This window comes from Burkholderia anthina (assembly GCF_902498995.1).
Lineage (GTDB): Bacteria > Pseudomonadota > Gammaproteobacteria > Burkholderiales > Burkholderiaceae > Burkholderia > Burkholderia anthina.
This window is the reverse complement of the sequence record NZ_CABVLY010000018.1, coordinates 21673-48439: the sequence shown is the minus strand read 5'-3', so window position 1 is coordinate 48439 and position 26767 is coordinate 21673. Positions and strand designations below refer to the sequence as shown.

Sequence of the window (26767 nt, the reverse complement as noted above, 5' to 3'; positions counted from 1 at the left end):
GTATCGCGGAGCAAAATGACGAAATCGGCATAGTGCGCGGAAGGGCCGCGAAAGGTGCTCCGCACTATGCCGATTTCGTCGCCGTCCTCATCGAAAAGCCACAAGCGGACGGACGCGCGACGGAGGAAGCTATGCTCCTTTCCCCACTTCGGACGGCTCATGATGAAGCGCATCCAGATCATCGATTCGCACACGGGCGGCGAACCCACGCGGCTCGTCGTGTCCGGTTTCCCGTCGCTCGGCAACGGCACGATGGCCGAGCGCCGCGACGTGCTCGCCCGCGAACACGATCGCTATCGCACCGCGTGCATTCTCGAGCCGCGCGGCAGCGACGTGCTGGTCGGCGCGCTGCTGTGCGAACCGGTGTCGCCGGAAGCGGCGGCCGGCGTGATCTTCTTCAACAACAGCGGTTATCTCGGGATGTGCGGGCACGGCACGATCGGCGTCGTGCGCACGCTGCATCACATGGGCCGCATCGAGCCGGGCGTCCACCGGATCGAAACGCCGGTCGGCACCGTCGAGGCGACGCTGCACGACGACCTGTCGGTCAGCGTGCGCAACGTGCTCGCGTATCGCCATGCGAAGGGCGTCGCCGTCGACGTGCCGGGTTACGGCCCGGTGAAGGGCGACATCGCGTGGGGCGGCAACTGGTTCTTCCTGATCAGCGGTCACGGCCAGCGCGTGGCGGGCGACAACGTCGCCGCGCTGACCGCCTATTCGTCGGCGGTGCGTGCCGGGCTCGAACAGGGCGGCATTACGGGCGCGAACGGCGGCGAGATCGACCATATCGAACTGTTCGCCGACGATCCCGAACACGACAGCCGCAGCTTCGTGCTGTGCCCGGGCCATGCATACGACCGTTCGCCGTGCGGCACCGGTACGAGCGCGAAGCTCGCGTGCCTCGCCGCCGACGGCAAGCTCGAACCGGGCGTCGTGTGGCGGCAGGCGAGCGTGATCGGCAGCGTGTTCCAGGCGAGCTATACGCAGGCCGACGGCGGCATCGTGCCGACGATCCGCGGCAGCGCGCACCTGAGCGCGGAAGCCACGCTGCTGATCGAGGAAGACGATCCGTTCGGCTGGGGCATCGTGTCGTGAGCGAGACCAGGACCGACGTCGTCGTGATCGGCGCCGGCATCGTCGGCGCGGCATGCGCGCATGAACTCGCGCAGCGCGGGCTGCGCGTGCTCGTCGTCGACGACGCGAGCGGCGGCGCCACCGGCGCCGGCATGGGTCACCTCGTCGCGATGGACGACAACGCGGCCGAGCTCGCGCTGAGTCATTACTCGATCGCGCTGTGGCGCGCGCTCGCCGGCGAGATGCCGGACGGCTGCGCGTACCGCAACTGCGGCACGCTGTGGCTCGCGGCCGATTCTCACGAGATGGACCTCGCGCGCGCGAAGCAGGCGACGCTCGCCGCGCACGGCGTGGCGGGTGACCTGATCGACGCGGCGACGCTCGCGCGGCTGGAGCCGATGCTGCGTCCCGGTCTCGGCGGTGCGCTGAAGATTCCCGGCGACGCGATTCTGTACGCACCGGTTGCCGCGAGCTGGCTGCTGCAGCGCGCACCGAACATCACGTTGCGGCGCGATCGCGCGGTGGCGGTCGACGGCCCGGGCGTGACGCTCGCGAGCGGCGACACGCTGCGTGCGGAACGCGTCATCGTCGCGAACGGCGTCGCGGCGCGCACGCTGTTGCCCGAACTGCCGCTGCGCCCGAAGAAGGGCCATTTACTGATTACCGACCGTTATCCGGGCCAGGTGTCGCACCAGCTCGTCGAGCTCGGCTATGCGGCGAGCGCGCATGCGAGCGACGGCACGTCGGTCGCGTTCAACGTGCAGCCGCGGCCGACCGGCCAGTTGCTGATCGGTTCGTCGCGCCAGTTCGACACCGAGGACGCGCGCATCGAGCCGCCCGTGCTCGCGCGCATGCTGCGCCGCGCGGTCGGCTACCTGCCGGATCTGGCTGACCTGAACGGCATTCGCTCGTGGACGGGTTTCCGCTCCGCGAGCCCCGACGGCCTGCCGTTGCTCGGCGAGCATCCGGCGCGCCCGGGCGTGTGGCTCGCGGTCGGGCACGAAGGGCTTGGCGTCACGACCGCGCCGGGCAGCGCGCGGCTCGTCGCCGCGTTGATGGCCGGCGAGCGTCCGCCCATCGACATCGAACCGTATTTGCCGGGACGTTTCCTGACGACGTCCCCCGTAGCCGGAGCGCTGACATGAAACGACCCCCACGCTCACTTCGTTCGCTTGGGGGGACGCAGTCCCCCATCCCTCGACGGCCGATTCCCGTACGTGCGGGGCGGCCCGGCGGAGGCTGATATGAAACGACCCCCACGCTCACTTCGTTCGCTTGGGGGGACGCAGTCCCCCCATCCCTCGATGGCCGATTCCCGTACGTGCCGGACGGCCCGGCGGAGGCTGACATGAAACGACCCCCACGCTCACTTCGTTCGCTGCCCCCCGCGGGGGCTGTCAGCCCCCTTGGGGCGGCCCGGCGGAGGCTGACATGATCATTCATCTGGACGGCCGCGCGCTGACGGTGGCCGATGGCGCGACCGTCGCGGCTGCCATCGCGGCGAGCGGCGACGACACGACGCGCGTGTCGTGCACGGGTGCGGCGCGCGCGCCGTTTTGCGGTATGGGCATCTGCCAGGAGTGCAGGATGACGATCGACGGCCGCCGCCGTCTGGCTTGCCAGACGCTGTGCCGCGACGGGATGCGGGTGGAGCGCACGCGATGAAACAGGAACGACTGAGCGTCGACGTCGCGATCGTCGGCGCGGGCCCGGCCGGGCTGTCGGCCGCACGGGCCGCCGCGCGCAGCGGCACCACGATCGCGATCATCGACGACAACCCGCGCGCGGGCGGGCAGATCTGGCGCCAGGCGGCCGCCGCCACGCCAGTGCGGGCCGCCGCCGAACGCCTTGCCGTGCTGCGGCAGCCGAACGTGACCCATCTGGCGGCCACGCGCATCGTCGCCGAAACGCAGCCGGGCACGCTGCTGCTGGAGGACGACGAGCGCGGGCTCCTGCTCGAATTCCGCACGCTGATTCTTTGCTGCGGCGCGCGCGAGCTGCTGCTGCCGTTCCCGGGGTGGACGCTGCCGGGCGTCACCGGCGCGGGCGGTCTGCAGGCGCTGATCAAGTACGGCCTCGACGTGCGCGGGCAGCGCACGGTGATCGCCGGCAGCGGTCCGCTGCTGCTCGCGAGCGCGGCGACGGCCCGTCAGGCCGGCGCGCAGGTGTCTCACGTGCTCGAACAGGCGGCGTGGGGCGACGTGGCCGGTTTCGGCGCGGGGCTGTGGCGCTGGCCGTCGAAGGTCGCGCAAGCCGCGAAGCTCGTCACGGCGGCCTACCGGCCCAATGCGCACGTCGTCGAGGCGTTCGGCGACAAGCGGCTCGAACGCGTACGGATCCGGCAGGGCGAGCGCGAATTCGAGATCGACTGCGACCGGCTCGCGTGCGGCTTCGGTCTCGTGCCGAACACCGTGCTGCCGAGCCATCTCGGTTGCCGGATCGACAGCGGCGCGGTGGCGGTCGATGTGCATCAGCGCACGAGCCGCGACGGGTATTTCGCGGCAGGCGAGTGCACGGGCGTCGGCGGCAGCGAACTGGCGATGGTCGAAGGCGAAATCGCCGGCTTTGCGGCCACCGGGCAGACGGCGCCGCTGGCCGCGCTGGTCGCGCAGCGCGCGCACTGGCAGGCGTTCGCCGACGCGGTGCGCGAGCGCTTCGCGATCCGCGAGCCGATCCGCCGGCTCGCGCGGCCCGATACGCTGCTGTGCCGTTGCGAGGACGTGCGTTTCGACGCGGTTGCGCCGGCGCCCGGCTGGACGGCCGCGAAGCTGCAGACGCGCTGCGGGATGGGCGCATGCCAGGGCCGCGTATGCGGCGCGGCCGCGCAGGCGCTGTTCGGCTGGACGCCGCCGGTGCCGCGCACGCCGCTCGTGCCCGCGCGGGTCGGCACGCTGATGCTGGACGACACGGCATCCTGCGACGGCGCGTGATGCGCTACGGCGAGGCGGCCCCGTTCAGGCGGGCCGCTTCGCCGCTTACTCCTCCTTCACTTTCTCCCATCCGCCCACCTGCGGCGCCGCACAGGCGCGCAGGCATTCGATCGCGGCCGCGACGGCCGCGCGGTTCGCACTGTCCGGATGCCAGTACATCGACACCGCGCCCTGGCCTTCGAGCTGCATCGGCAGGATGCGGATCGCGTTCAATTGTTCGAAGCGGCGTGCGGCACGATGCGACGCGACGCCCAGCAGGTCGGTGTTGTTCAGCAGCGTGAGGTTCAGGATCGACGAATTCGACTCGACGCAGTGCGGCGGCTGCACGCGGCCGGCGGCCGTCAGCGCGACCTGCAGCGCGTTGTGCACCGGCGTGCCGGGCGGCCAGACGATCCACGAGTAGGCGAGCACCGCATCCCAGCCGATGGACGCCGTGCCGACGAGCGGGTGATCGGGCCGCGCGACGAACACCACCGGATCGACATACAGCGCCTCGGCGTGCAGGTGCGGATCGACGGACGCGGACCCCGAGCGGCCCAGGACGATGTCCAGTTCGCCGCGCGCGAGCTGCGGCATCAGCTGGTTCATGGTGCTCTCGGCGAGTCGCACCTGCGCGCGCGGCATCCGCTTCAGCAACTGCGACACCGCGAGCGGCACCGTATCGGCGGCCGCGACGCCCGACGTGCCGATCATCACGAGGCCGCTGCCGCCTTCACGCAGCGCGGCCATGTCGTCACGCGCGACGTCGAGCTGCGCCTCCACGCGGCGCGCGTGCTCGATCAGCGCATCGCCGTACGGCGTCGGCCGCAAGCCGCGCGCGTGCCGCTCGAACAGCGGCAGCCCGACATCCTCTTCCAGCTCCTTCAGCCATTTCGACAGCGCGGGCTGCGTGGTCGCGAGCGCCGCCGCCGACTGGCTCAGGTTGCCCGTGCTGGCGAGGCTCAGCAGCACCTGCAGGTGGCGCAATCGCAGCCGGTAGGTCCAGTCCATCGCATGCTCCGTATCGGAAAGTATATCAAAAATAATATGGATTAGATGATTTAACCATTTTACCGGGTATGTCTGCGTCGAATATAAATTCGTCAACGGGCCGCCGCACGCGGTCCTCGACCGGATACCGCGCCGACAGCGATCGGCCGCCTCAAGGAGACATCATGACCCGCCGACACCCCGATACCACGCGCGCCGAGTACTACGCACGGATCGCCGAGCAGCGCCTCGCGCCGCTGTGGGAGTCGCTGCACAACCTGGTGCCGAAGACGCCGCAGCCGGCCGCGCAGGCCGCGATCTGGAAGTACGCGCAGGTGCGCGACCTGGTGATGCAGGCCGGCAACGTGATCAGCGCGGAAGAAGCCGTGCGCCGCGTGCTGGTGCTGGAAAATCCCGGACTGCCCGGCAAGTCGAGCATGACGCCGAGCCTGTATGCGGGCCTGCAGCTGATCCTGCCGGGCGAGATCGCGCCGAGCCACCGGCATACGCAGTCGGCGTTGCGCTTCATCGTCGAAGGCAAGGGCGCGTGGACCGCGGTGAACGGCGAGCGCACGACGATGCATCCGGGCGACTTCATCATCACGCCGTCGTGGGCCTGGCACGACCACGGCAATCCGTCCGTGGAAGACGGCGGCGAGCCGGTCGTCTGGCTCGACGGTCTCGACATCCCGCTGGTCGGCAGCCTCGACGCGGGTTTCGCGGAGAACTATCCGCAAGCCGAACAGCCCGTCAGTCGCGCGGAAGGCGACAGCTTCGCGCGCTTCGGTCACAACATGGTGCCGGTGCGGCATCGCGCGAGCGATCCGACGTCGCCGATATTCAGCTATCCGTATGCGCGCACCCGCGAGGCGCTCGACGCGCTGTACCGCAACGGCGAACTCGACGCGTGGGACGGCGTGAAGCTGCGCTACGTGAACCCCGCGACGGGCGGCTGGCCGATGCCGACGATCGCCACCTTCATGCAGTTCCTGCCGGCCGGCTTCGACGGCCGCACGTATCGCAGCACCGACGCGACGATCTACTGCGTCGTCGAAGGCAGCGGCACCGCGCACATCGGCGACGACGCGTTCGCGTTCGAGCCGCACGACATCTTCGTCGCGCCGTCGTGGGCGCCGGTGCGGCTGTCGGCGTCGTCCGACAGCGTGCTGTTCAGCTATTCCGACCGGCCCGTGCTGTCCGCGCTGAACCTGCTGCGCGAGGCGCGCGACTGACGCCGCGGCTTTCCCCGCTTTTCCCGATTCGTCAGGTGCGCCGCCCGGGCGGCGCCCATTCCTTCATTCATGCCTACGCTGGAGCCGTTCATGACTTATGTTTTCCCGCCCGAAGCGCCGGTGGCGCTTCCCGTCGCCGGTAGCGACGCCCGTTTCGCCGTCCGCCGCGTGTACTGCGTCGGCCGCAACTATGCCGCCCATGCACGTGAAATGGGCTTCGATCCCGATCGCGAACCGCCGTTCTTCTTCTGCAAGCCGGCCGATTCGATCGTGCCGGTCGCGTACGGCGAAACGCTCGAGCTCGCGTATCCGTCGCAGACGCAGAACTATCACTACGAAGCTGAGCTCGTCGCGGTGATCGGCAAGGGCGGTTCGGACATTCCGCTCGAACAGGCACTCGAGCACGTGTGGGGCTACGCGGTCGGTCTCGACATGACGCGCCGCGACCTGCAGATGAAGATGCGCGAGATGGGCCGGCCGTGGGAAATCGGCAAGGCGTTCGACCGCTCCGCGCCGATCGGGCCCGTGCATCCGGCGAGCGAAGCCGGCCATTTCGAGCAGGCCGGCCTGTGGCTGACCGTCAACGGCACGACGAAGCAGAAGAGCGACGTGTCGCACCTGATCTGGTCGGTCGCGGAAACGGTCGCGGACTTGTCGAAATTCTTCCGCCTCGAACCGGGCGACGTGATCTTCACCGGCACGCCCGAAGGCGTCGGCGCGGTGGTCAAGGGCGACGAGATGAAGGTCGGCGTCGAGCGTCTCGGCGAGCTGACCGTGCGTGTGGTCTGACGCGCGTTCGTCGATTTCCTCGAAAGGTCCCATCGTGCAACTGCATAGTTTTTTCAACAGTTCGACGTCCTATCGGGTGCGTATCGCGCTCGCGCTGAAGGGGCTGTCGTACGACACGCTGCCCGTGAACATTCGCACGGGCGAGCATCGAGATGCCGGCTACGTCGCGCGGGTGAACCCGTCGGCGTCGGTGCCCGCTTTGGTCGACGGCGATTTCCGTCTCGGCCAGTCGCTCGCGATCATCGATTACCTCGACCAGCTTCATCCGGCGCCGCGGCTCATCCCGCTCGAGCCGCAGCACCGCGCGCGCGTGCTGGAACTCGCGACGCTGATCGCGTGCGACATCCATCCGGTCAACAACCTGCGCGTGCTGCGCTACCTCGATACCGAGTTGAAGGTCACGCCGCAGCAGAAGAGTGCGTGGTATCGGCACTGGGTCGCGGAAGGGATGGCCGGCGTCGAGCGGTTGCTCGCGCGCGCGGACACCGGCCCGTGGTGTTTCGGCGCCGCGCCGACGCTCGCCGACGTGTGCCTCGTGCCGCAGGTGGCGAACGCGCTGCGAATGGACTGCGACCTGAGCGCGTACCCGCGCAGCCTCGCGATATATGAGCACGCGCGGCACGAGCTGGCGTTCGACGCGGCGCAGCCGCAGCGGCAGCCGGACTACGTCGCGTAACACACGAAGAAGGAGACAGACATGGACGAGAACAACAACCCGGGCCGACGCGTGCTCGTGATCGGCGGCGGCATCGGCGGGCTCGCGACGGCGCTGGCGCTCGCGCGCCAGGGCATTCGCGTGAAGCTGCTCGAGCAGGCCGAGCAAATCGGCGAGATCGGCGCGGGCATCCAGCTCGCCGCGAATGCGTTCAACGCGCTGGACGCGCTGGGCGTGGGCGAGGCCGCGCGCGGCCGGGCGGTGTTTACCGACTGGCTGCAACTGATGGATGCCGTCGATGCGCGGGAAGTCGCGCGCATCGACACGGGCGCCGCGTATCGCGAACGCTTCGGCAACCCGTATGCGGTGATCCATCGCGCGGACATACACCTGTCGATCTACGAAGCGGTCAAGGATCATCCGCTGATCGCGTTCCGGACCGGCACGCAGGTGTGCGCGTTCGAGCAGGATGCCAATGGCGTGACCGTGACCGATCAGCGCGGCGAGCGTTATCGCGCCGATGCGGTGATCGGCTGCGACGGCGTGAAGTCCGCGATTCGTCATGCGCTGATCGGCGATGCGCATCGCGTGACGGGACACGTCGTGTACCGCGCGGTCGTCGACGTCGAGAACATGCCGAAGGATCTGCAGATCAACGCGCCGGTCGTGTGGGCCGGCCCGCATTGCCATCTCGTCCACTATCCGCTGCGCGGCGGGCGGCAATACAACCTCGTCGTCACGTTCCACAGCCGCGAGCAGGAAACCTGGGGCGTGCGCGAGGGCAGCAAGGAAGAAGTGCTGTCGTACTTCGACGGCATTCATCCGCTGCCCAAGCAGATGCTCGACCGGCCGACGTCGTGGAAGCGCTGGGCGACCGCCGACCGCGATCCGGTCGAACGCTGGAGTGCTGGGCGTGCGACGGTGCTCGGCGATGCCGCGCATCCGATGACGCAATACATCGCGCAGGGCGCGTGCCAGGCGCTCGAGGATGCGGTGACGCTCGGCGCGGCCGTCGCGCAGACCGACGGCGATTTCGAAGCCGCGTTCGCGCTGTACGAGCGTGCACGGATTCCGCGCACCGCGCGCGTGCTGTATTCGGCGCGCGAGATGGGGCGGATCTATCACGCGAAGGGCGTCGAGCGGCAGGTGCGTAACGCGCTGTGGGTCGGACGCACGCAGGCGCAGTTCTACGACTCGCTCGACTGGCTGCACGGCTGGCGTGCGGAGGATTGCCTGAAGTCCGTCGCCTGACGCGCACTTCAGCCCGAATCCGGCGGCACGCATTCCAACGACATCGCGCGCGACCGCCTTCATGGAGGAGACACCATCATGGCCGATACGCTGTCCATCGACGTCAGCGAGTGGATCGACCGGCATCGCGTTGCGCCGTTTCAGGCCGCGATCGTCGCGCTGTGCTTCCTGATCGTCGCGATCGACGGTTTCGACACGGCATCGATCGGATTCATCGCCCCCGTCATTCGAGCGGAATGGGGGCTGTCGCCCGCGCAGCTCGCGCCGGTATTCGGCGCGGGCCTCGCCGGGCTGATGGCCGGTGCGCTCGCGTTCGGGCCGTTCGGCGACCGGTTCGGCCGCAAGCGCCTGCTGCTCGCCTGCGTTGCGTGCTTCGGCGTCGCGAGCGCCGCGTCGGCAAGCGCGGGTGGTTTGACCGAACTGATCGCCTGGCGCTTCGTGACGGGCCTCGGGCTCGGCGGCGCGATGCCGAACGCGATCACGCTGACATCCGAATACTGTCCCGCGCGGCGGCGCTCGCTGCTCGTGACGACGATGTTCTGCGGCTTCACGATCGGCTCCGCGCTCGGCGGGCTGGTGGCTGCGTCGCTGATCGAGCGCGACGGCTGGCGCGCGGTGCTCGTCGTCGGCGGTGCCGCGCCGCTGCTGCTTCTGCCGGTGCTTGCATGGCGGCTGCCGGAATCGGTGCGTTACCTCGTCAACACCGGCGCGGCGCGCGAGCGGATCGCGGCGATGCTCGCCCGCATCGCGCCGGACCCGCATCTCGCGCACGCGTCGTTCAGCGCGCCGAGCGGCAAGCCGGCCGGCTCGCCGCTCGGCCGCCTGTTCGCTGCCGATCTTCTGCGCGGCACGCTGCTGTTGTGGCTCACGTTCTTCATGAGCCTGCTCGTCATCTACCTGCTGTCGAGCTGGCTGCCGACGCTGTTGCGCACGACCGGCGCGACGCTGCAGATGGCCGCCCGCGTGACCGCGATGTTCCAGGTCGGCGGCACGCTCGGCGCGATCGTGCTCGGCTGGCTGATGGACCGCTTCGATCCGCACCGCGTGCTGGCATGCAGCTATGCGGGCGCCGGGGTGTTCGTCGCGGCGATCGGCGTGCTGGCCGCGTCGCCGGCGGGGGCCGCGCTGGCCGTGTTCGCGGCCGGCTTCTGCGTGTCGGGCTCGCAGGTCGGCGCGAACGCGCTGTCGGCCGCGTTCTATCCGACCGAATGCCGTACCACGGGCGTGAGCTGGGCAAACGGGATCGGCCGCAGCGGCTCCGTCGTCGGCTCGATGGCGGGCGGCGCGATGCTCGCGATGGGGCTGCCGTTGCCGACCGCGTTCGCCTGTGTCGCCGTGCCTTGCGTGATCGCCGGGGGCGCGGTGTTCGTGCTCGGCGTGCAGAGGGCCGGGGCCGGGCGGACGGCGGCCGATGCGATTGCCGGCGAGCAGGCGTAGCGACAGGCGGGGTGGCGCTGCGGGTGCGTTCGGACGGCGCCGGCGGCAGCGCGGAGCAACGATATATAAATTGATATAATATTGATTCATTAATCGTTGACCTTCGTCCTCCATGAACATCGATCCGTCGGCCGGGCTGCCGCCCGCGCCCGAACAGATGCGCGCGGCAGCAGAATCGGCATGCGCGCTGCTCAAGGTGCTGTCGAATCCCGACCGGCTGCTGCTGCTCTGCGAACTGTCGCAGGGCGAGCGCTGCGTGAGCGATCTCGAGACGCGGCTGGATATCCGTCAGCCGACGCTGTCGCAGCAACTCGGCGTGTTGCGGGACAACGCGCTGGTTCGCACGCGCCGCGACGGCAAGAACATCCACTATTCGCTCGACAGCGCGGCCGCGATCGCGGTGATGGGCGTGCTGTACGAGCAGTTCTGCGGCCCGGCCGCGCAGGGGACGCGCGATGCAGCTTGATGCGCTTCATTTCACGCCGTGGCTGTCGCTTGCCGGCGGCGTGCTGATCGGGCTCGCGGCGGCGTGGTTCGTCGCGTTCAACGGGCGCATCGCCGGGATCAGCGGCATCGTCGGCGGGCTGTTCACGGCCCGTGGCGAAGAGCGCGACTGGCGTGCCGCGTTCGTCGCCGGCTTGATTGCCGCGCCGCTGGCGATGCGCATCGCCGGGGCGGGCGTGACGCTGCGGATCGATGCGGGTTGGGGCGAACTGATGGCGGCCGGCCTGCTGGTGGGAATCGGCACGCGGTATGCGGGCGGATGCACGAGCGGCCACGGCGTCTGCGGGCTGTCGCGCGGCGCGTCCCGGTCGATCGTCGCGACGGCGGTTTTCATGGTCGCGGGCTTCGCGACCGTATTCGTGCGGCGGCACGTGCTCGGAGGCTGACATGCAGGCAGGATTCGCGTTTCTGGCGGGGCTGCTGTTCGGCGCCGGGCTCATCGTGTCCGGGATGGCCAATCCGCAGAAGGTGCTCGGTTTTCTCGACCTGGCCGGCCGCTGGGATCCGTCGCTCGCGTTCGTGATGGTCGGTGCGATCGGCGTCGCCGTGTTCGCGTTCGCATGGGCGAAACGCCGGACGCGCTCGTGGCTGGGCCTGCCGATGCAGTTGCCGGCCGCGCGGGCGATTACCGTGCGGCTCGTTGCCGGCAGCGCCGTGTTCGGCATTGGCTGGGGGCTTGCGGGGTTCTGCCCGGGGCCCGCGATCGTGTCGATCGGGCTCGGGTCGGTGAAGGGCATCGCGTTCGTTGCCGCGATGCTGGTGGGGATGGCGCTGTTCGAATGGATCGAGCGTCGGCGGAAGGCGGGTTGAGCGGGTGGTGGGTAGCGCGTCGCGGGCTGCAATGGGCGGTGGTGGTCTAGTCGGTCGAACGCGCGCAGGCGTTGGGCCGCATCGCGGTCGTCGTCAGGCGAGGGCGATGCGATCGTTGCCTGGCGACATCGGCGACATCGGCGACATCGGCGACATCGGCGACATCGGCGATCTCCGCGATCCTGGCTCCGGCGCGCGTCGCCGCGTCAGGACGGCTCGCGCGCATGCCGCTCGCCCGATACCAGCCCGATCAACCGGCGTAAAACCACGCGCCACCCGGCGAACATGCCGCGCCCGCCCGCAGGTTCCACGACGGTCGCGCTGGCCGGCCCGGCGCCGCTGGACGTCAATGCCACGTGAGCGCCCGTCTCGATCGTCAGGCATTCGCCTTCTTCGAGCACGCGGCGAACGTATTGCGGCGCATCGGGCAGCCAGTCGAGCCCGCCGTGGCGCAACGTGACCGCGAGTGCGCCGTCCAGCACGATGACCTGGCTACCTTTGTCGAACCACGCAAAGTGGCTTTGTCCGGCGTCGAGCCGGATGTCCTGTGTCCGCATGGCGAGTCCTTTTCCCGGTTGCGCAGCCTCGCGACGGCGAGGCGACAGCGTGTCATCAGGTTAGGGAAACGCGCGGAAGCAGGACAGATTCAGGGGACGGGAATCTGTTGCGGTGCAGCCGGCGATTTTGCATCGCTGTATCGGTGGGTTTGCCCCGAATCTGTATCTGGCGAGCATCCGCGTGCGCGGGCACGATGGCCCGCATGACGCCCATCACCGATCTGTCACGCACGCCTTTGCCGCTGTCCGGCGAGCCGCTTTACGAACGGCTCGCCGAGCATTACCGCCGCATCATCGCGGCCGGCACGCTGTCGCCCGGCGACCGGATGCCGTCGGTGCGCGCGTTCATGGCGCAACACGGCGTGAGTTTGTCGACCGCGATCCAGGCGTTCCGGCGGCTCGAGGATGCGGGCTGGTGCGAAGCCAGGCCGCGCTCGGGCTATTTCGTGCGGCGGCGCGCGGCGGCCGTGCTCGACACGCTGCCGGAAAGCGACGGGCCGCCGCTGAGCGTCGAGCCGCCGTTCGCGGGCCTGCACGAACGCGTGTCGCGCGTGATCGATCGCGCGAACGCGGCGCCCGATGCGCTGAACCTCGGCGGCGCATCCGCGCAGGCGACGCTGTATCCGGCCGAACGCCTGCAGACGCTCGCGATCCGGCTGCTGCGGCGCAAGCCGACGTTGCTGACCGACGCGGGGCCCGTCGGCGGTTCGCCCGAATTCCGGCAGACGATGGCAAAACGCGCGGTGTCGTACGGCGTGACGGTATCGCCGGACGACGTGATGTCGACGAGCGGCGGGGTCGATGCCGTGAATCTCGCGCTGCGCGCGGTGGCGCGCCCCGGCGACACGATCGCGATCGAATCGCCGGCCTTTTTCGGCCTGATCCAGTTGCTCGAGAGCCTCGGCCTGCGCGCGCTCGAGATTCCGGCCAGCCCGACCACAGGGTTGTCGATCGAGGCGCTCGACGTGGCGCTGGCCGCGTATCCGGACATCCGGGCCGTGGTCGTCGTGCCGAACCTGCAAAACCCGCTCGGCAGCGTGATGCCGGACGACCGCAAGGCCGCGCTGGTCGCACTGTGCGCGCGCCGCGGCGTGGCCGCGATCGAGGACGAGCCGTATCGCGAGCTCGTCGAAGCGCCGCATGCGGTGAAGCCCGTGAAGGCATGGGACCGCGACGGCACTGTGATCTACTGCCCGTCGTTCAACAAGGTGCTGGCGCCCGGGATGCGGCTCGGCTGGATGAGCGCGGGGCGCTGGCACGCACGCGTGAAGATGCTCAAGTTCGCGCACAGCCGGCACAACGCCGCGCTGCTGCAGGCTGTCGCTGCCGAGTTCGTCGGCTCGGGCGCGTTCGATCGTCACCTGCACCGGTTTCGCGAGCAGCTTCGCGTGCAGCGCGACGTGACGATCGACGCGATCGCACGCCATTTTCCGGCTGGTACGCGGATGAACCGGCCGCCGGGCGGCATGCTGCTGTGGATCGCGCTGCCGGAAGGCGTACGTTCCGAAGCGCTGTTCGACGCTGCGCTGGCGCGTGGAGTAAGAATTGCGCCGGGCTCGATCTTTTCGAATTCCGATCGCTTTGACGCGTATATCCGGCTTGCCTGCACGCGCGTGTTCGACACCGCGCATGAAGCGGCAATCGAAACGCTCGGCCGGTTGATACGCGATGCAGCAGCGGCCGCGCAACCGGGCTGACCGGCAGGCGGACTGGCGACGGTGCGCCCGAGCGCTGCCGACGCAGCGGATGCGCGAGCCGGCCGATCCGGCACGCCGTCTCCACGTCGGTTTCTCGCCGTGCGACGCCGCACCGGCGATACGATTTCGGCGATTTCATCGCCCGACCGTGTGCGTGGCGAGGTGCTGGCGGATCAACGACAGGTAACGATCGCCGACCGAGAAGTCGCGGGCGGCGCGCGGCCGCTCCGCCTGACGCAGCGTGGCCGGCGCGCTCATGCCCAGATACCGGCACACCGCGGACGGAAACGGCTTGCGCGTATGCCCGAGCTGGCGCGCCGCGCGTTCGACGCGGGCGTCGCCGACCTGCGCACGCAGCCAGGCCAGCACTTGGCGATCGGTGTCGTTGACGATACGGACCAGATGTTCCATCGCGCACCTCACTGTTCATAAATACAGTACTGTAAATATAACCAGTATATGAGGCGACCGCAAGCGGGTGTGCTTGCGCCTGGCCGTTCGGCCAGGGTCAGCGCGCCGGCGCGGCGGTTTGGGCTGCGGGCACGGCGGAGGCAGCAGGTACTGCAAGCCTGGCGTAGCGCGCGTCGGTAAGCGTGCCGAGGAACGCGACGATGTCGTCGATTTCCGCGTCGGTCAGTGCGGGCGGCGTGCCGGGCCGGCGGTTCATCGGCGTCGAATTGACGTTGATGTTGCCGCGATAGGCGGCCGGCACGTCGTCGAAGGTTTTTGCGCCGTGATACCAGTAGCCCGGGTCGGTCGAGCGCGTGTTGTAGAACGCGACCGCGTCGCGCAGCGTCGTGAACACGCCGTTGTGCATGAACGTCTGCTTGACTGCGACGTTGCGCAGCCCCGGCGTGCGCAGGTAGCCGCACCATTGCGTCGGTTCCGGCCAGCGCAGCCGCGTGGCGGTATCGCACAGTCCGTTGTCGAAGTGGCGCGGATCGCGGTTCGCTGGCAGCGCGCGGTTGCGCGGCACCGCGATCGCGTCGTAGCCGAAATCGGTGAACAGCGAGCGCTCCGGCCGGCTCGACGTCTCCGACAGCGTATGGCAGGTCATGCAATTGCCCTTGTCCGGATTCCGGAACAGCGCCAGGCCGCGCATCTCGGCCGGCGCGAGCGGCGTGCGCGTGCGCAGGAAGGCGTCGAAGCGCGACGTGAACGGCGCCATCTCGTCGCTCCGCAGATAGGCTTCGACGGCCGAGCCCAATGCGCGCACCAGTTGCTCGGGATCGCGCCGCACCGACGCGCCGAAGCGCGCGGCGAGATCGGGCGCGAGTTCGGTGGCGTCGACCTTGCGCAGCAGCGCGGCCGGCGACCGGTTGTTCATCTCGTTCGGATCGAACAGCGGCCCGCGGATCTGCTCGGCGAGCGTGTCCGCGCGGCCGTCGCCGAACAGTCCGCCGAACGGCGATGGCGCCGGTGCGTCGTCGTCCTGGTAGAAGTGGCGGCGCGGCACGTAGCGCACGTAGAGCAGCGACGGCGCGTTGCGCTGGCTGAAGCGGCCGTGACGGCTGCCTTCCGGCACACCGGGCCCCGCCAGCGATGCCGCCGATAGCGTCGGCGCGAACGCACGGCCCGGATCGTGGCAGCCCGCGCACGACATGCCGCGCGGCTCGGACAGCCGCGGATCGAAGAAGATCCGGCGGCCAAGCGCGACGAGCGTCGGATCGGGCGCGAAGTGCGCGGTCGCCGCGTCGATCTTGCCCGTCACCTGCGGCGTGCCGTTGCCGATCGTGGCGACGATGCGCGACGGCGGCGCGCCGGGCAGCAGCGTCGTTTCGGAAGGGGCGGCGTGAGCCGCGAGCGCGACACCGGCGAGCACGGTCGCGGCGAGTACGCGTGCCGTCCGGCGGGCACGGACTGGAACGGGAGTCGAATGCGACACCGGAAGCGCCGCAAAAGCCGCCACCGACACACGCTGCCTCCTCGATCCGGCCATTCTCCGCCGACGCCTGCCCGAACCCGCCACACCGCGATTCACTCGAACTTCGTCACTCACGGCGCGATGAACCCCGTCTTGTCACAGGCGAGCGTCGTGCCCGACTGGTCGCACGATGCGAGCAGCTTGCCGGCCGCCGAATACGCATGGAACACCCAGCCCGTCGCCGGTGCCGCGCGCCGTTCCATGATCAGGAAACCGAAGCTGTTGTTGTGCGACAGCCGTTCGATCACGGCGCCCGGCGCGGGCGTCAGGTCGGCCGGGAACGGGTCGGGCAGCGCGACGTCGAGGTTGTCGCCGCCGTTGCCGGACACGATCGTCGCCGGATGCCCGGACGCGAAATTGATCGCCTGGAAGTCGTGTACGTGCCCGTGCAGCGCGACGTGGATGCCGGGCGGGTAGTACGCCTGCGCGTTCAGGCTCGACATCACCGACTGCAGCGCGAGATTGCCCGGCGCGGGCGTGCTGCCGGCGATCGGCGCGAACGCGAGGATCGGGTGATGGTTCGTGAAGATCGTCGTCGTCATGCCGGCCTTCGACGCGAGCGACGCCACCGTCTGGAACTGCTTCTGGTAAATGCGGAATTGCGCGTCGGTCGTCTTCAGCGGATTGCGGCCGACCTTCGCGGTATCGAACACGATCACCTGTGTGCCGCCGCCGAGCGACACCGTATACGGTTCCGAATAGTTCGCGTCGTCGTCACGGGCCGGATCGTCGCACGAACGGGCCGCCGAATACGGGCGCGGATCGAGGAAGCGATACCAGCCCTGGCCCGCCCGCGCACATTCCTCGTGATTGCCGCGCACGACCACCCACGGCGCCTTCGCGAACAGCGGCGCGGCCGGGCGGAACAGGTCGGCCTGCCACGTATCCCAGCCGTAGCCCCACGGGCTGTCCTTGCAGCCCGCGATGTCGGGCGGGCACGCGTTCTCGCGGTAGTGATAGTCGCCGACGTGCAGCACCAGATCCGGCGACAGCTTCGCGACGCTCGCCGCGATCGTGTCGAACGGCCAGACCGTCGCGTCGTTGCACGCCTGCCATGCGTTGTCGGCCTTCTTCATCCGGCAGCCGGTGTCGGCGATGATCGCGATGCGCTGCGGCTGGGCCTTCGGCAGCGGCAGCGCGCGGCCGGCGACGCTCGCCGTCTGCGCGTCGGCCGGCAACGTCGCTTCGCAGACCGATACCGGGAAACTCGACGGTTTGGAGTCGGCCGGGTCGCTCGCGGTCGGTCGCTGCGCGACGGTCGCGGTGCCGGCGCGCAGCGTCATGCGCGACAGCTTGCCGTCGACGGACAGTTGCGGACACAGCGGATCGCTCGCGGAAGCCGGACTGTAGTTCGTGATCGCGCGCGCGATCGCCTGGTTCGCATCGCCGATCTCGACCCACGCGGCCTGGACGTTGATCGCGGCACTGGCCGGATCGGCGGGCGTATCGATGTGATTCGAACACGCGGACAGCGCGGCAAGGGCGGCAAGCGGAGCGCAGCGCACGAACAGCGTGCGAGAGAGGAGTCGTCGCATGGGTGGCACCGTGGGAAAGCCGTCAACGGTACGCAACATGAATGTAAGAAATATGAAAGTGGGGCGCGGCGGGCGTGTCGTGGCAGCGCTTGACCTCAAGCCGGCTTGAAGCCGCATAGTCAGGCTCGCGATCAACGATGCACACGAAGGGGAATCGACGATGGAATCGCACCAGCCCAACGAAGCGCAGTCCGCGCTATGGAACGGCCCGTCGGGGCTTGCATGGGTCGACGCACGGACGTCGCTCGACCGGATGTTCGAGCCGTTCGAGACGCTGCTCGCGGATGCCGCGGCGGCATCGTCCTCGCGCAGCGTGCTCGACGTCGGCTGCGGCACGGGGGCGGTGACGCGCGCGATCGCCCGGAGGCTCGGTGCGCACGCGCACTGTACGGGCATCGACATCTCGGCGCGGATGATCGCCGTTGCGCGGGATCGCGCGGAACGCGAGGGCATCCGCGCAGGCTTCATGTGTGCCGATGCGCAGACGTATGCGTTTGCACGCGATCGTTTCGACCTGGTCGTGTCGCGTTTCGGCGTGATGTTCTTCGACGATCCGGTGCGCGCATTCGCGAACCTGCGCCGTGCGACGCGCGCGAACGCGCAACTGCGATTCGTCGCATGGCGCAGCGCGGCGGACAATCCGTTCATGACGACGGCCGAGCGCGTCGCGGCGCCCTTGCTGCCGAACTTGCCGGCGCGGCAGCCGGGTGCGCCGGGACAATTCGCATTCGGCGACCGGCAGCGGATCGCGTCAGTGTTGTCGGACAGCGGCTGGACCGACGTCGAGATCGAACCGCTCGATATCGCGTGCGCGTTGCCCGAGCCCGCGCTGCACGACTACATCGCGCGACTGGGGCCGGTCGGACTCGCACTGCAACAGGTGGATGACGCGACACGACGGCGCGTGGTCGATACGGTGCGCGCCGCGTTCGAGCGCTACGTGCACGGCGCGGACGTGCGTTTCGATGCGGCGTGCTGGCTCGTCACGGCGCGCGCGCCGTCTGCGTGACGCAGGGGAAGCGGGCCGGCGATCCGGCGTTCGCCGTGCGCGTTGCGGCTGGCCGGCGATGAAGCGGCACGCGTAAAGGCGTGCCGTCAGCCGCGCCTTGCACGCACCATCAGCCACGCGCAGCCCGCCGCAACGAGCACAAGCCCGAGCAGCACCGCCTCGACGCCGAGCGCGAAGCCCGACGACATTTCGCCGCTGTTCGGCACCGGCGACAGGTTGACGGTCATCGCGATCGCACCGCCGGCCAAGAGCGCGATGCAGGCGATCCAGTAGAGCTTGCCGCGCGACGCGGCAGCGCGAATTCGCCAGAGCGCGAGGCCGGCGCCGCCGAGGTAAAGCACGGCGAGCGTGACGAGCGCGACGAGGTCGCCGGCGCGATTGTGGAGGAACCCGCTCATTGCGCGGCTCCGTCGATCGTCGCGTATCGGGGCGACGGAGTGGGGGCGATGCGGTTGTTCATTCGGTCCTTGTCTCGTGCGCCGGTACGCGGCGCGCCCGCTCGGCGGTTGCCGAAGCCGTTCGCCGCAACCGGCACCCGAAATACGGCGAAGATGGCGACGACGAGCGCGCCGGGCAGGCCGAAGCGGGCGACGTCCGATTGCGGGCCGATGAAGAACCATGCGCCGATGACGGCGAGCACCGGCAGGACGGCCGGCGGTTCGAATGCGGTTCGGAACAGGAGGCGGGATTCCGGCATGACGGGCATCCAGGTGTGGGGCAACGCGGTGCGACGCCGTCCGGCCACGCGTGTCGCAGGCCGGACCCTGATACGGCGTGCGTCGAACGTACCGCGATGTCAGGATTGCACGAAGGATCGTGCAGGGATCAACCTGACGGATTGTAAGTGATCGGGAGCAAGTGCGCGTACCGCGCGGTGCGCGCACGGCGTTGCAACGGAAGCGGGGAAAGACGGCGCACCCGGGCGATGTACGGAGATGCACATCGTCCGGGGCGAATGGCGGGCAGCACGTTGCCGCCCGCGTTCAGAACGTCACGGCGATCCCGGCCATGCCGACGAACTGGCCGTGCGTGGTCGACGGCGTGAGCTGCTGCGAATCGCCGACGATCGGCGCCGCATCGACGATCTGGCCGGCACCTTGCGCACCGAGCGTCTGCCCGCTCGAATGCGTATACGCCTGCAGCGCGTAGAGCGTCGTGCGTTTCGACAGGCTGTACGACTCCTTCAGCGAATACTGCTGGTAGCGTGCCGCATCCGACACGCCGTTCGCCTTCGACGCGAGCGTGTACGAGAACGCGCCGGCCACCGAGAACGCCGGCGTGAAGCGATACGCGGCAAGCGCGCCGTAGGTGTTGAACACGGCCGTGTCGGTGAACGCGGAGCCGTTGCCGGGCAGATACTTCACGTTCGAGTAGTTCAGGCCCATCGTCAGGTTGCCGAGCGTGTAGTTGCCGGCGGCCGCGACCTGTTCGACGGCCTTGGCGGTCAGGTAGCCCTGGTTCAGCACCGACACCGCGAAGCTGCCCGACGCGGCGGTCGCCGGGTTCAGGAAGCCCGCCGACGAGCCCGAGCTGTTGATGCGCAGGTAGCCGGCCGCGATCCCGACCGGCCCGTTCGCGTAGCGCAGCGCGGCGCTGAACGTGTTGCCCTTGCCGGTCGCGCCGGCGATGCCGCCGAACGCGTACATCGCGCTCGCGGTCAGCCCGGAGAAGGTCGGCGACGTATAGGTGACGGCGTTGTTCACGCGGATCGTCGTGTCGAGGCCGTCGATGTCGCCCGGGTGCGCGCCCGTCGCGCCGGTCAGCCAGCTGCTCGACGCGTACGGGCCGACCAGCAGGAAGTACGGCGTGTACTGGCGGCCGGCCGTCACCGTGCCGTAATGGTCGTTGCGCAGCCCGACGAACGCCTCGCGGTTGAAGATCGTGCCGGCCGCCGACTGTGCGCCCGTGTTCAGGTTGAAACCCGACTGCAGATCGAAGATCGCGTGCGTGCCGCCGCCGAGATCCTCGTCGCCGCGCAGCCCGAACTTCGACGCATACAGGTTGCCGTCGCGCATGTATATGTTCGAATGGCCTTGCTGGTTGTTCACGTAGGCAAGCGAATCGTCGACCACGCCGTACAGCGTCACGCTGCTTTGCGCATGGGCGGCGGACGCGCCGAGCGACGCGGCCGAGAAAATCAGGATTGCATAGCGATTACGCGGGGCTTTCACTTTCATTGTCGATCTCCGAGTCTCTTCAACGGGGCGGGAGGTTGCGAAGCCTCCTCTGTGGTGAGTGGCGGGCCGCGCGAACGGCCCGCCGGAACAGAATGCGAGGCGCGGTCAGTCGGCGAGCGCGACGACGATGCGGCGCCATGCGCCGTCGGGTGCATCGTGCTCGACGCGTGCGCCGCGCACGGCGAGCGGGCCTTGCAGCGACGCCGGCAGCAGGATCTCGACGCGCTCGGCGGGGCGGCGCATGCGGCCGTCCCAGCGCACCGACACGCCGAGTACGCCCGACGCCTCGCGTCCGGTCTCGATGCGCCACAGTCCGTATTCGCCGTCGCGCCAGCGTTCCGTTTCGCCGTCGTCCTCGACGCATTCGCCGTGGGCGACGCCATCCTCGATGCGCGGTGCGACGATGAAGCCGCGCGTGTCGGCGCGTGCGCCGAACCGTTGTTCGGCGACGTTCAGCGGCAGCACGCGGCCTTCGCGCAACAGCATCACCGGCGTGTCGAGCGGCGCCGGCAGCGTCACGCTCGCGCCGCCGTCGAACGACTGCGCGCTCGCGCAGCACAGCCAGCGCGCGCCGGACGGCAGGTAGACCGTGCGCTCCGTGTGGCCGGGGTCGACCACCGGGGCGACCAGCAGCGCGTCGCCGAGCATCATGTCGTCGCATTCGTCGTAGCAGCGCGCGTCGCCGGGGAAGTCGCCGAGGGTCGGCCGCAGCACGGGTTCGTAGCGCGTGGTCGACAGCCACAGCAGGTGATAGAGATACGGCAGCAGCCGGTAGCGCTGCTTGATCAGCGACGCGATCTGCGCGGTGATCTCCGGATACATCCACGGCTCATTGACGGTGCCGTCGTCGTTCCACGAATGGATGCTGAAGCGCGGCATGAAGATGCCGAACTGCACCCAGCGCAACAGCAGCTCGGGCGACGGCGCGGGGCCGGAGAAACCGCCGATGTCGTGACCGATGTTCGACACGCCCGACAGCGCGAGCCCGAGGCCCATCTTCAGGTTGTAGCGCAGCGTTTCCCACGACGTGTAGTTGTCGCCGGACCAGGTCTGTACATAGCGCTGCATGCCGGCGCCGCCGGAGCGCGACACGAGGAACGGCCGCAGCGCCGGCGCATGCGCGCGCTGCGCTTCGCGCGACGCGCGCATCATCAGCATCGTCTGCAGCACCTTCGCTTCGCGCGCGGGGAACGGCTGGCCGAAGCCGTGCGCGATCGCGTCGGGCGACCAGATCTCGTATTCGTTGTTGTCGTTCCACGTCGACTCGATCCCGTAGTCGAGCAGCGCCGACGTGACCTGCTCGCGCCACCAGCGATAGGCGTCCGGCTGCGTGAAGTCGATATACGCGCCGACTTCGTCCCAGAACTGCACCCACGCCGGCTCGCCGGACGCCGAGCGGATCAGCAGCCCGCGTTTCGCCGCGTCGTCGAATGCAGGGTGGTCGCGCAGCAGGCACGGCTTGATGTTCGCGCACAGCCGGATGCCGTGATCGCGGTAGTGCTTCACGAAACCCTTCGCGTCGGGAAACTTCTCGCGATTCCAGTTGAACACGTAGCGCTTCGCGCCGATCGACGTATAGCCCGACGACAGGTGGAACGAGTCGCACAGGATGTCGTGCGCGTCGCATTGCTCGACGAACTGGTTCATCTGCTGCTGCGCGTCCGGCGCATCGGTGTAGCGCATCGTCGAGCCCGAATAGCCGAGGCCCCATTTCGGCGTGCGCGCCGGCCGCCCGGTGAGCCACGTGAAGCGCCGCGCGGCCGCGAGCGGCGTGTCGGGCGATGCGATGAAGTAGTAGTCGAGATCGCCGTGCTCGGCGACGAAATAGCGGTACAGGCCGTGGTAGTTGTCGAGCTCGCGGCCCATGTCGAACGAGCAGTCCGACAGCGTGTCGTAGAACAGCCCGAAGCCCTGGCAGGCGTCGGGCGACCACGTGACGTAGAACGGGATGTGCTTGTAGAGCGGGTCCGTGTGCTTCGCGCTGTAGCCCATCGCGTCGATGTTGCGCATCTCGAAGCGTGCGCCGGTGCGGTCGAGCCCGCCCGCGCGCTCGCCGAGGCCGAACACCTTGTCGCCGCGCTCGCGTGCGACGTAGTGATACGCGCGCTCGTCCCACCAGCCGAAGTTGTACGCCTGCGTCGCGCGGTCGGCGAGCACCACGCGCCACGCGCCGTCGGCGCCGCGCATCGACCACGTGCAGTGGCCGCCTTGCCGCTTCACGCTGACGCGGATCTGCGCGGTTTCGATGCGCAGGGTGTCGTCGTCTTCGACGAGGTCGTAGGCCGGCAGCGTGAAGCCGCTCAGGTCGAGGCGATCGCGACCGTCGAGCGGCACGTCGTCGAGGCCCGGCGCGATCGTCCACGTGCGCGGGTTGCGCGGCATCGCGTCGGGCAGCACGCGCACGCGCACGATGTCGTCCTCGAGCACGAAGATCTCGAGCGTCGCGCCCGCATCGGACGCGAGCTGCACGCGGTTCGCATGACGGGCGGCGATGCGGAACACGGGCGGATGAAGAAGCGAAGTCATGAAGGCGATTCCTGGTAAGGGCGAATGTCAGGCGTGCTGGGCGAGCAGGCGTTCCTGCTTCGACTGTCCGCGGATCAGCACCGCGAGCAGCGTGACGCCGATGATGTCGAACAGGCCGAGGCAGGCGAACAGCGGCGCGTAGCCGATCTTGTCGGCGAGGGCGCCGACCAGCAGCGAGAAACCGAGGCCGCCGATCCACGCGGCCATCCCGGCGAAGCCGCTCGCGGTGCCGACTTCCTCGGGATCGAACACGTCGGCCGACAGCGTGTTGACGAGCGCGGAGATCATCTGGTGCGCGAAGCCGCCGACGCAGAACAGCGCGATGGCCGTGTACGGCGACGACACGATCCCGATCGCCGCCGGCCCGATCATCAGCAGCGCGCCGAGCGCGACGCCGGCGACGCGCGACCACACGAGCGGCAGCTTGAACCGTCTTGCGAGGTAAGGCGACAGGTAGCCGCCGGCGATGCCGCCGAGGTCGGCCGCGAGAAACGGCATCCACGCGAAGATCGCGATCTGCGTGAGCGCCATGTGGCGCTCGGTCGCGAGGTACAGCGGGATCCAGAAGCTGAAGGTTTGCCACGCGGGTTCCGCGAAGAAGCGGGGCAGCGCGATCGCCCAGAAACGGCGCGCGGTGATCACGTCGCGAATGCGGCGCTTCGATACGGCCGGCATCGTGGCCTGGCCTTCGCGGATCAGCGTGCGTTCCTGCGGCGTGATGCGCGGATGGTCGGCCGGCGACCGGTATTGCGTGTACCACAGCGCGGCCCACACGAAGCCGAGCGCGCCGGTTGCCATGAACGCGGACTGCCAGCCGAAGCGCATCGACAGGAAGACGACGAGCGGCGGCGCGATCGCGGCGCCGAGCGACGTGCCGGCGTTGAAATAGCCGACCGCGACGGATTTCTCGCGATCGGGAAACCATTCGGCGACGGCCTTCATCCCGGCCGGAATCGCGGCGGCCTCGAACAGCCCGAGCAAGCCGCGCAGGACGCCGAGCGACAGCCAGCCGGACGCAAAGCCGTGCGCGACGCCCACCACCGACCACAGCATCGCGAACAGCGCGAAGCCGAGCCGCAGCCCGATCAGGTCGACGACGAACCCGCACACCGGCTGCATGATCGTGTAGCCGATCTGGAACGCGCCGACGATGTACGAGTACTGCTGCGTCGAGATCGCGAACACATGCTTGAGCTCCGGTGCGAGCACCGACAGGGAATTTCGTGCGAGGTAGTTGAGGATCGTGCCGAGACATACCAGCACGATGATCCACCAGCGCAACGCCTTGATTGTTTTCACTGCTGTCTCCTGATCCGGGCAAGCCGGCCGTCGGCGGCGGCTTGCTGCGTCTTGTTTGTACGATGTCCGATCTTGTTGGGCGTCAGCTTGTCAGCTTTTTGCCGGAATACCCGCGTTCACTCGAACATTCCGATGCGATTGAAAGCCAATGTTATCTGACGACTGATCATTTTCGAACATCCTATGTTCGAATTCGAATCTGGTCAACGTGAATCTGTATTCGAACGAACTTGCCTGGGGTTTTCCCGACAGGCACGTGAAAACCGGGTGCGAAGCGATGGTCGCGGAGCGCGTGCGGCATGCCCGTGCGGCGGGCGCGGGCGGGGTTTGCTCAATCGATCGACGGGAAGCGGGCGCTTCAGGGGGCGTGACAACCCTGATGAAAATTTATTTTTTTCCTGACGGTAGATTGTGTAAATTTATTTTCATCTACCTTGCAACGACCCTTCGCATGACGCCTCTCGTTCCGCACGACGCCAGTCAGGATGAACCCGCGATCGCCGAGCGCATCGCGTCGGCGATGCCGTTGATGACGCCGATCCACCGTCGCATGGGCGAGTTCGTGCTCGCGAACCCGTTTCGCGCGGCGACGATGCGCATCGACGAGCTCGCGCAAGCCGTGAATGCGTCGATCGCGACCGCGAACCGCTTCGCGAAAGCGCTCGGCTTCGACGGCTATCCGGCGATGCGCGCGGCGCTCGTGCGCGGCTTCGAGGCGACGCTCGGCCCGGTCGAGCGGCTGCGTTCCGCGCAGGAGCAGGAGTCGGGCGTGCGTGGCGCCGCGTGGATCGACGCGGTGTTCGACCAGGCTGTCGCGAACATCGAGAACACGCGCGCGCAGTTGGATGCGAGCGACGTCGAAGCGGTCGTCGAGGCGATCGTCGGCGCGCGGCGCGTGCTGATTCTCGGCGCCGGTTCGAGTGCGTTTCTCACCGGGCTGATGGAACACGGGCTGTCGGTGTGCCACGACAACGTGCAGTCGCTCGCGCTGCTGGGCGGCCCGTCGCACGCGGCGCGGCGCCTGTATACGGCCGACTCGCGCGATCTCGTGATCGCGCTCGCGTTTCCGCGCTACGTGACGGACACGATCGAGCTCGCGCGCCGGGCGGCCGCGCGCGGCGCGCGCGTGCTCGGCATCACCGACGGGCCCGATTCGCCGCTTGCGCCGATCGCGTCGCTGAAGCTGTACGTGAAGGCCGAGCGGCGTTTTGCGGCGACCTCGGAAGCGGCCGTGCTGACGATGATCGAGGCGCTGATCGACGCCGTCGCGCTGCGCACGCACCGTTCCGCGAAGTCGGCCGCCGAAATGACCGAATTCCTGTTGCCCTGGCTGATTCAGCCTCAAGCGGCGCAGCCGGCCGCCAACCCTTCTTCCTCCGGTCCGAAAAAATCATGACTTCACCCGCGATCGTCGCGATTCACGGCGGCGCAGGCACGATCCTGCGCGATGCAATGGATACCGACACCGAACGCCAGTACCGCGCCGAGCTGACCGCGATCCTGCAGGCCGCGCAGCAGGTGCTCGCCGACGGCGGCAGCGCGCTCGACGCCGTCACCGTCGCGGTGCGGATGCTCGAGGACTGTCCGCTGTTCAACGCCGGGCGCGGCGCCGTCTATACGGCCGAAGGCAAACACGAACTCGACGCGGCCGTGATGGACGGCGCGACGCTCGCGGCGGGCGCGATCTGCTGCGCGACGCGCGTGCGCAATCCGGTGCTCGCCGCGCGGCGCGTGATGGAAGCGAGCGAACACGTGCTGTTCGCCGGCGCGGGCGCCGACGCGTTCGCGGCCGCGCAGGGGCTCGAGCTTGCCGAAGCCGGCTACTTCGACACCGACGCGCGGCACGCGCAGTGGGTGAAGGCACGCGCGGCGGCCGGCACGATGCTCGACCACGACGCCGCGAGCTTCACGTTCGGCGGGGCCGCGCAACCCGCCGAGCCGCTCGACCCGGACCGCAAGCACGGCACGGTCGGCGCGGTCGCGTGCGACGTGCACGGCCATATCGCGGCGGCGACGTCGACGGGCGGCATCACGAACAAGCAGCCGGGGCGCGTCGGCGATTCGCCGATCATCGGCGCGGGCTGCTACGCGGACGACGCGACGTGCGCGGTATCCGCGACGGGCACCGGCGAGATGTTCATCCGGCTCGCGACCGCGCATGACGTGGCCGCGCAGATCGCGTATCGCGGCGCGTCGCTCGCCGACGCCGCGCGCGACGTCGTGATGAACAAGCTGCCGCGCCTGGCCGGCCGCGGCGGGATCATCGCGGTCGATGCGCACGGCAACGTCGCGCTGCCGTTCAACACGGAAGGGATGTATCGCGGCTACGCGCGCGTCGGCGAGACGCCCGTGGTCGGCATCTACCGCGACGATGCGGCCTGATTGCGGATCG

27 protein-coding genes are annotated in these 26767 nt (G+C 69.0%); 16 read left to right on the top strand and 11 right to left on the bottom strand.

The genetic code is table 11. From position 1 onward, the window contains the following. Window positions 1-162 precede the first annotated feature (162 nt). The 4 genes from BME24068_RS22025 to BME24068_RS22010 all read left to right on the top strand — a co-directional run bounded on the left by BME24068_RS22025 (window position 163) and on the right by BME24068_RS22010 (window position 4004). The gene (locus tag BME24068_RS22025; protein WP_174927433.1) at window positions 163-1095 is read left to right on the top strand and encodes a 4-hydroxyproline epimerase; all 933 of its coding nucleotides are present in this window, start codon (window positions 163-165) and stop codon (window positions 1093-1095) included. After that, window positions 1092-2219: an NAD(P)/FAD-dependent oxidoreductase gene (locus tag BME24068_RS22020; RefSeq protein WP_174927363.1), complete on the top strand. Its 1128-nt coding sequence runs from the start codon at window positions 1092-1094 to the stop codon at window positions 2217-2219. Before BME24068_RS22025 ends, BME24068_RS22020 begins: the two co-directional genes overlap by 4 nt. Before the next feature lie 286 nt (window positions 2220-2505). Next, complete coding sequence (locus BME24068_RS22015; RefSeq protein ID WP_096499103.1) at window positions 2506-2739, top strand: 2Fe-2S iron-sulfur cluster-binding protein; 234 nt, start codon at window positions 2506-2508, stop codon at window positions 2737-2739. Beyond that, a complete protein-coding gene (locus BME24068_RS22010; RefSeq protein ID WP_096499101.1) occupies window positions 2736-4004 on the top strand; it encodes an NAD(P)/FAD-dependent oxidoreductase in 1269 nt (422 codons plus the stop codon). Before BME24068_RS22015 ends, BME24068_RS22010 begins: the two co-directional genes overlap by 4 nt. 45 nt (window positions 4005-4049) lie before the next feature. Here the strand turns inward: BME24068_RS22010 and BME24068_RS22005 are convergent, their stop codons facing one another. Then, window positions 4050-4994 carry a LysR family transcriptional regulator gene (locus BME24068_RS22005; protein WP_174927362.1) on the bottom strand — a complete coding sequence of 315 codons (945 nt, stop codon included), beginning with the start codon at window positions 4992-4994 and terminating at the stop codon, window positions 4050-4052. A 164-nt stretch (window positions 4995-5158) separates the two neighbouring features. Between BME24068_RS22005 and gtdA the strand changes: the two genes are divergently transcribed. The 8 genes from gtdA to BME24068_RS21965 all read left to right on the top strand — a co-directional run bounded on the left by gtdA (window position 5159) and on the right by BME24068_RS21965 (window position 11651). Then, complete coding sequence (gtdA, locus tag BME24068_RS22000; RefSeq protein WP_174927361.1) at window positions 5159-6205, top strand: gentisate 1,2-dioxygenase; 1047 nt, start codon at window positions 5159-5161, stop codon at window positions 6203-6205. A gap of 90 nt (window positions 6206-6295) precedes the next feature. Continuing rightward, window positions 6296-6994 carry a fumarylacetoacetate hydrolase family protein gene (locus BME24068_RS21995; RefSeq protein WP_096499095.1) on the top strand — a complete coding sequence of 233 codons (699 nt, stop codon included), beginning with the start codon at window positions 6296-6298 and terminating at the stop codon, window positions 6992-6994. Window positions 6995-7028: 34 nt separating this feature from the next. Next, window positions 7029-7670, top strand: a complete 642-nt coding sequence (gene maiA, locus BME24068_RS21990) for a maleylacetoacetate isomerase (protein ID WP_174927360.1) — start codon at window positions 7029-7031, stop codon at window positions 7668-7670. Window positions 7671-7691: 21 nt separating this feature from the next. After that, a complete protein-coding gene (locus tag BME24068_RS21985) occupies window positions 7692-8900 on the top strand; it encodes a 3-hydroxybenzoate 6-monooxygenase (RefSeq protein WP_096499091.1) in 1209 nt (402 codons plus the stop codon). A gap of 78 nt (window positions 8901-8978) precedes the next feature. Then, complete coding sequence (locus BME24068_RS21980; protein WP_174927359.1) at window positions 8979-10337, top strand: MFS transporter; 1359 nt, start codon at window positions 8979-8981, stop codon at window positions 10335-10337. A 112-nt stretch (window positions 10338-10449) separates the two neighbouring features. Then, window positions 10450-10803 (top strand): ArsR/SmtB family transcription factor, encoded by a 354-nt coding sequence (locus BME24068_RS21975; RefSeq protein ID WP_096499086.1) that lies wholly within the window; start codon window positions 10450-10452, stop codon window positions 10801-10803. Continuing rightward, the gene (locus tag BME24068_RS21970) at window positions 10793-11227 is read left to right on the top strand and encodes a YeeE/YedE family protein (protein WP_174927358.1); all 435 of its coding nucleotides are present in this window, start codon (window positions 10793-10795) and stop codon (window positions 11225-11227) included. Before BME24068_RS21975 ends, BME24068_RS21970 begins: the two co-directional genes overlap by 11 nt. Before the next feature lies 1 nt (window position 11228). Then, a complete protein-coding gene (locus tag BME24068_RS21965; RefSeq protein WP_174927357.1) occupies window positions 11229-11651 on the top strand; it encodes a DUF6691 family protein in 423 nt (140 codons plus the stop codon). A gap of 46 nt (window positions 11652-11697) precedes the next feature. Here the strand turns inward: BME24068_RS21965 and BME24068_RS21960 are convergent, their stop codons facing one another. Together BME24068_RS21960 and BME24068_RS21955 are read right to left on the bottom strand one after the other, a co-directional pair. Further along, window positions 11698-11877, bottom strand: coding sequence for a hypothetical protein (locus tag BME24068_RS21960; RefSeq protein WP_174927356.1), 180 nt, complete (start codon window positions 11875-11877; stop codon window positions 11698-11700). Beyond that, complete coding sequence (locus BME24068_RS21955) at window positions 11858-12208, bottom strand: hypothetical protein (RefSeq protein ID WP_174927355.1); 351 nt, start codon at window positions 12206-12208, stop codon at window positions 11858-11860. The genes BME24068_RS21960 and BME24068_RS21955 overlap by 20 nt, the downstream gene beginning before the upstream one ends. A 203-nt stretch (window positions 12209-12411) precedes the next feature. Between BME24068_RS21955 and BME24068_RS21950 the strand changes: the two genes are divergently transcribed. Further along, a complete protein-coding gene (locus BME24068_RS21950; protein ID WP_174927354.1) occupies window positions 12412-13905 on the top strand; it encodes an aminotransferase-like domain-containing protein in 1494 nt (497 codons plus the stop codon). Window positions 13906-14040: 135 nt separating this feature from the next. Here the strand turns inward: BME24068_RS21950 and BME24068_RS21945 are convergent, their stop codons facing one another. The 3 genes from BME24068_RS21945 to BME24068_RS21935 all read right to left on the bottom strand — a co-directional run bounded on the left by BME24068_RS21945 (window position 14041) and on the right by BME24068_RS21935 (window position 17364). Then, the gene (locus BME24068_RS21945; RefSeq protein WP_096499076.1) at window positions 14041-14316 is read right to left on the bottom strand and encodes a CppA family protein; all 276 of its coding nucleotides are present in this window, start codon (window positions 14314-14316) and stop codon (window positions 14041-14043) included. Window positions 14317-14413: 97 nt separating this feature from the next. After that, the gene (locus tag BME24068_RS21940; RefSeq protein ID WP_174927432.1) at window positions 14414-15727 is read right to left on the bottom strand and encodes a cytochrome-c peroxidase; all 1314 of its coding nucleotides are present in this window, start codon (window positions 15725-15727) and stop codon (window positions 14414-14416) included. A 173-nt stretch (window positions 15728-15900) separates the two neighbouring features. Beyond that, window positions 15901-17364: a metallophosphoesterase family protein gene (locus tag BME24068_RS21935; RefSeq protein ID WP_174927353.1), complete on the bottom strand. Its 1464-nt coding sequence runs from the start codon at window positions 17362-17364 to the stop codon at window positions 15901-15903. Window positions 17365-17524: 160 nt separating this feature from the next. On the opposite strand from BME24068_RS21935, the gene BME24068_RS21930 reads away from it, so the two are divergent. After that, window positions 17525-18373 carry a class I SAM-dependent methyltransferase gene (locus BME24068_RS21930; protein ID WP_174927352.1) on the top strand — a complete coding sequence of 283 codons (849 nt, stop codon included), beginning with the start codon at window positions 17525-17527 and terminating at the stop codon, window positions 18371-18373. An 86-nt stretch (window positions 18374-18459) separates the two neighbouring features. Here BME24068_RS21930 and BME24068_RS21925 read toward each other — a convergent pair whose 3' ends face one another. From BME24068_RS21925 to BME24068_RS21905, 5 genes are all read right to left on the bottom strand, one after another. Next, the gene (locus BME24068_RS21925) at window positions 18460-18771 is read right to left on the bottom strand and encodes a hypothetical protein (protein WP_096499070.1); all 312 of its coding nucleotides are present in this window, start codon (window positions 18769-18771) and stop codon (window positions 18460-18462) included. Continuing rightward, window positions 18768-19118, bottom strand: a complete 351-nt coding sequence (locus tag BME24068_RS21920; RefSeq protein ID WP_174927351.1) for a hypothetical protein — start codon at window positions 19116-19118, stop codon at window positions 18768-18770. The genes BME24068_RS21925 and BME24068_RS21920 overlap by 4 nt, the downstream gene beginning before the upstream one ends. A gap of 238 nt (window positions 19119-19356) precedes the next feature. Continuing rightward, window positions 19357-20544, bottom strand: coding sequence for a porin (locus BME24068_RS21915; RefSeq protein ID WP_174927431.1), 1188 nt, complete (start codon window positions 20542-20544; stop codon window positions 19357-19359). A gap of 111 nt (window positions 20545-20655) precedes the next feature. Then, window positions 20656-23076 (bottom strand): glycoside hydrolase family 31 protein, encoded by a 2421-nt coding sequence (locus BME24068_RS21910; protein WP_174927350.1) that lies wholly within the window; start codon window positions 23074-23076, stop codon window positions 20656-20658. A gap of 27 nt (window positions 23077-23103) precedes the next feature. Beyond that, complete coding sequence (locus tag BME24068_RS21905; RefSeq protein WP_174927349.1) at window positions 23104-24375, bottom strand: MFS transporter; 1272 nt, start codon at window positions 24373-24375, stop codon at window positions 23104-23106. A 451-nt stretch (window positions 24376-24826) separates the two neighbouring features. Here BME24068_RS21905 and BME24068_RS21900 point away from each other — a divergent pair, with 451 nt between their 5' ends. Continuing rightward, complete coding sequence (locus BME24068_RS21900) at window positions 24827-25771, top strand: MurR/RpiR family transcriptional regulator (protein WP_174927348.1); 945 nt, start codon at window positions 24827-24829, stop codon at window positions 25769-25771. Continuing rightward, window positions 25768-26757: an isoaspartyl peptidase/L-asparaginase family protein gene (locus BME24068_RS21895; protein WP_174927347.1), complete on the top strand. Its 990-nt coding sequence runs from the start codon at window positions 25768-25770 to the stop codon at window positions 26755-26757. The genes BME24068_RS21900 and BME24068_RS21895 overlap by 4 nt, the downstream gene beginning before the upstream one ends. Window positions 26758-26767: the final 10 nt, after the last annotated feature.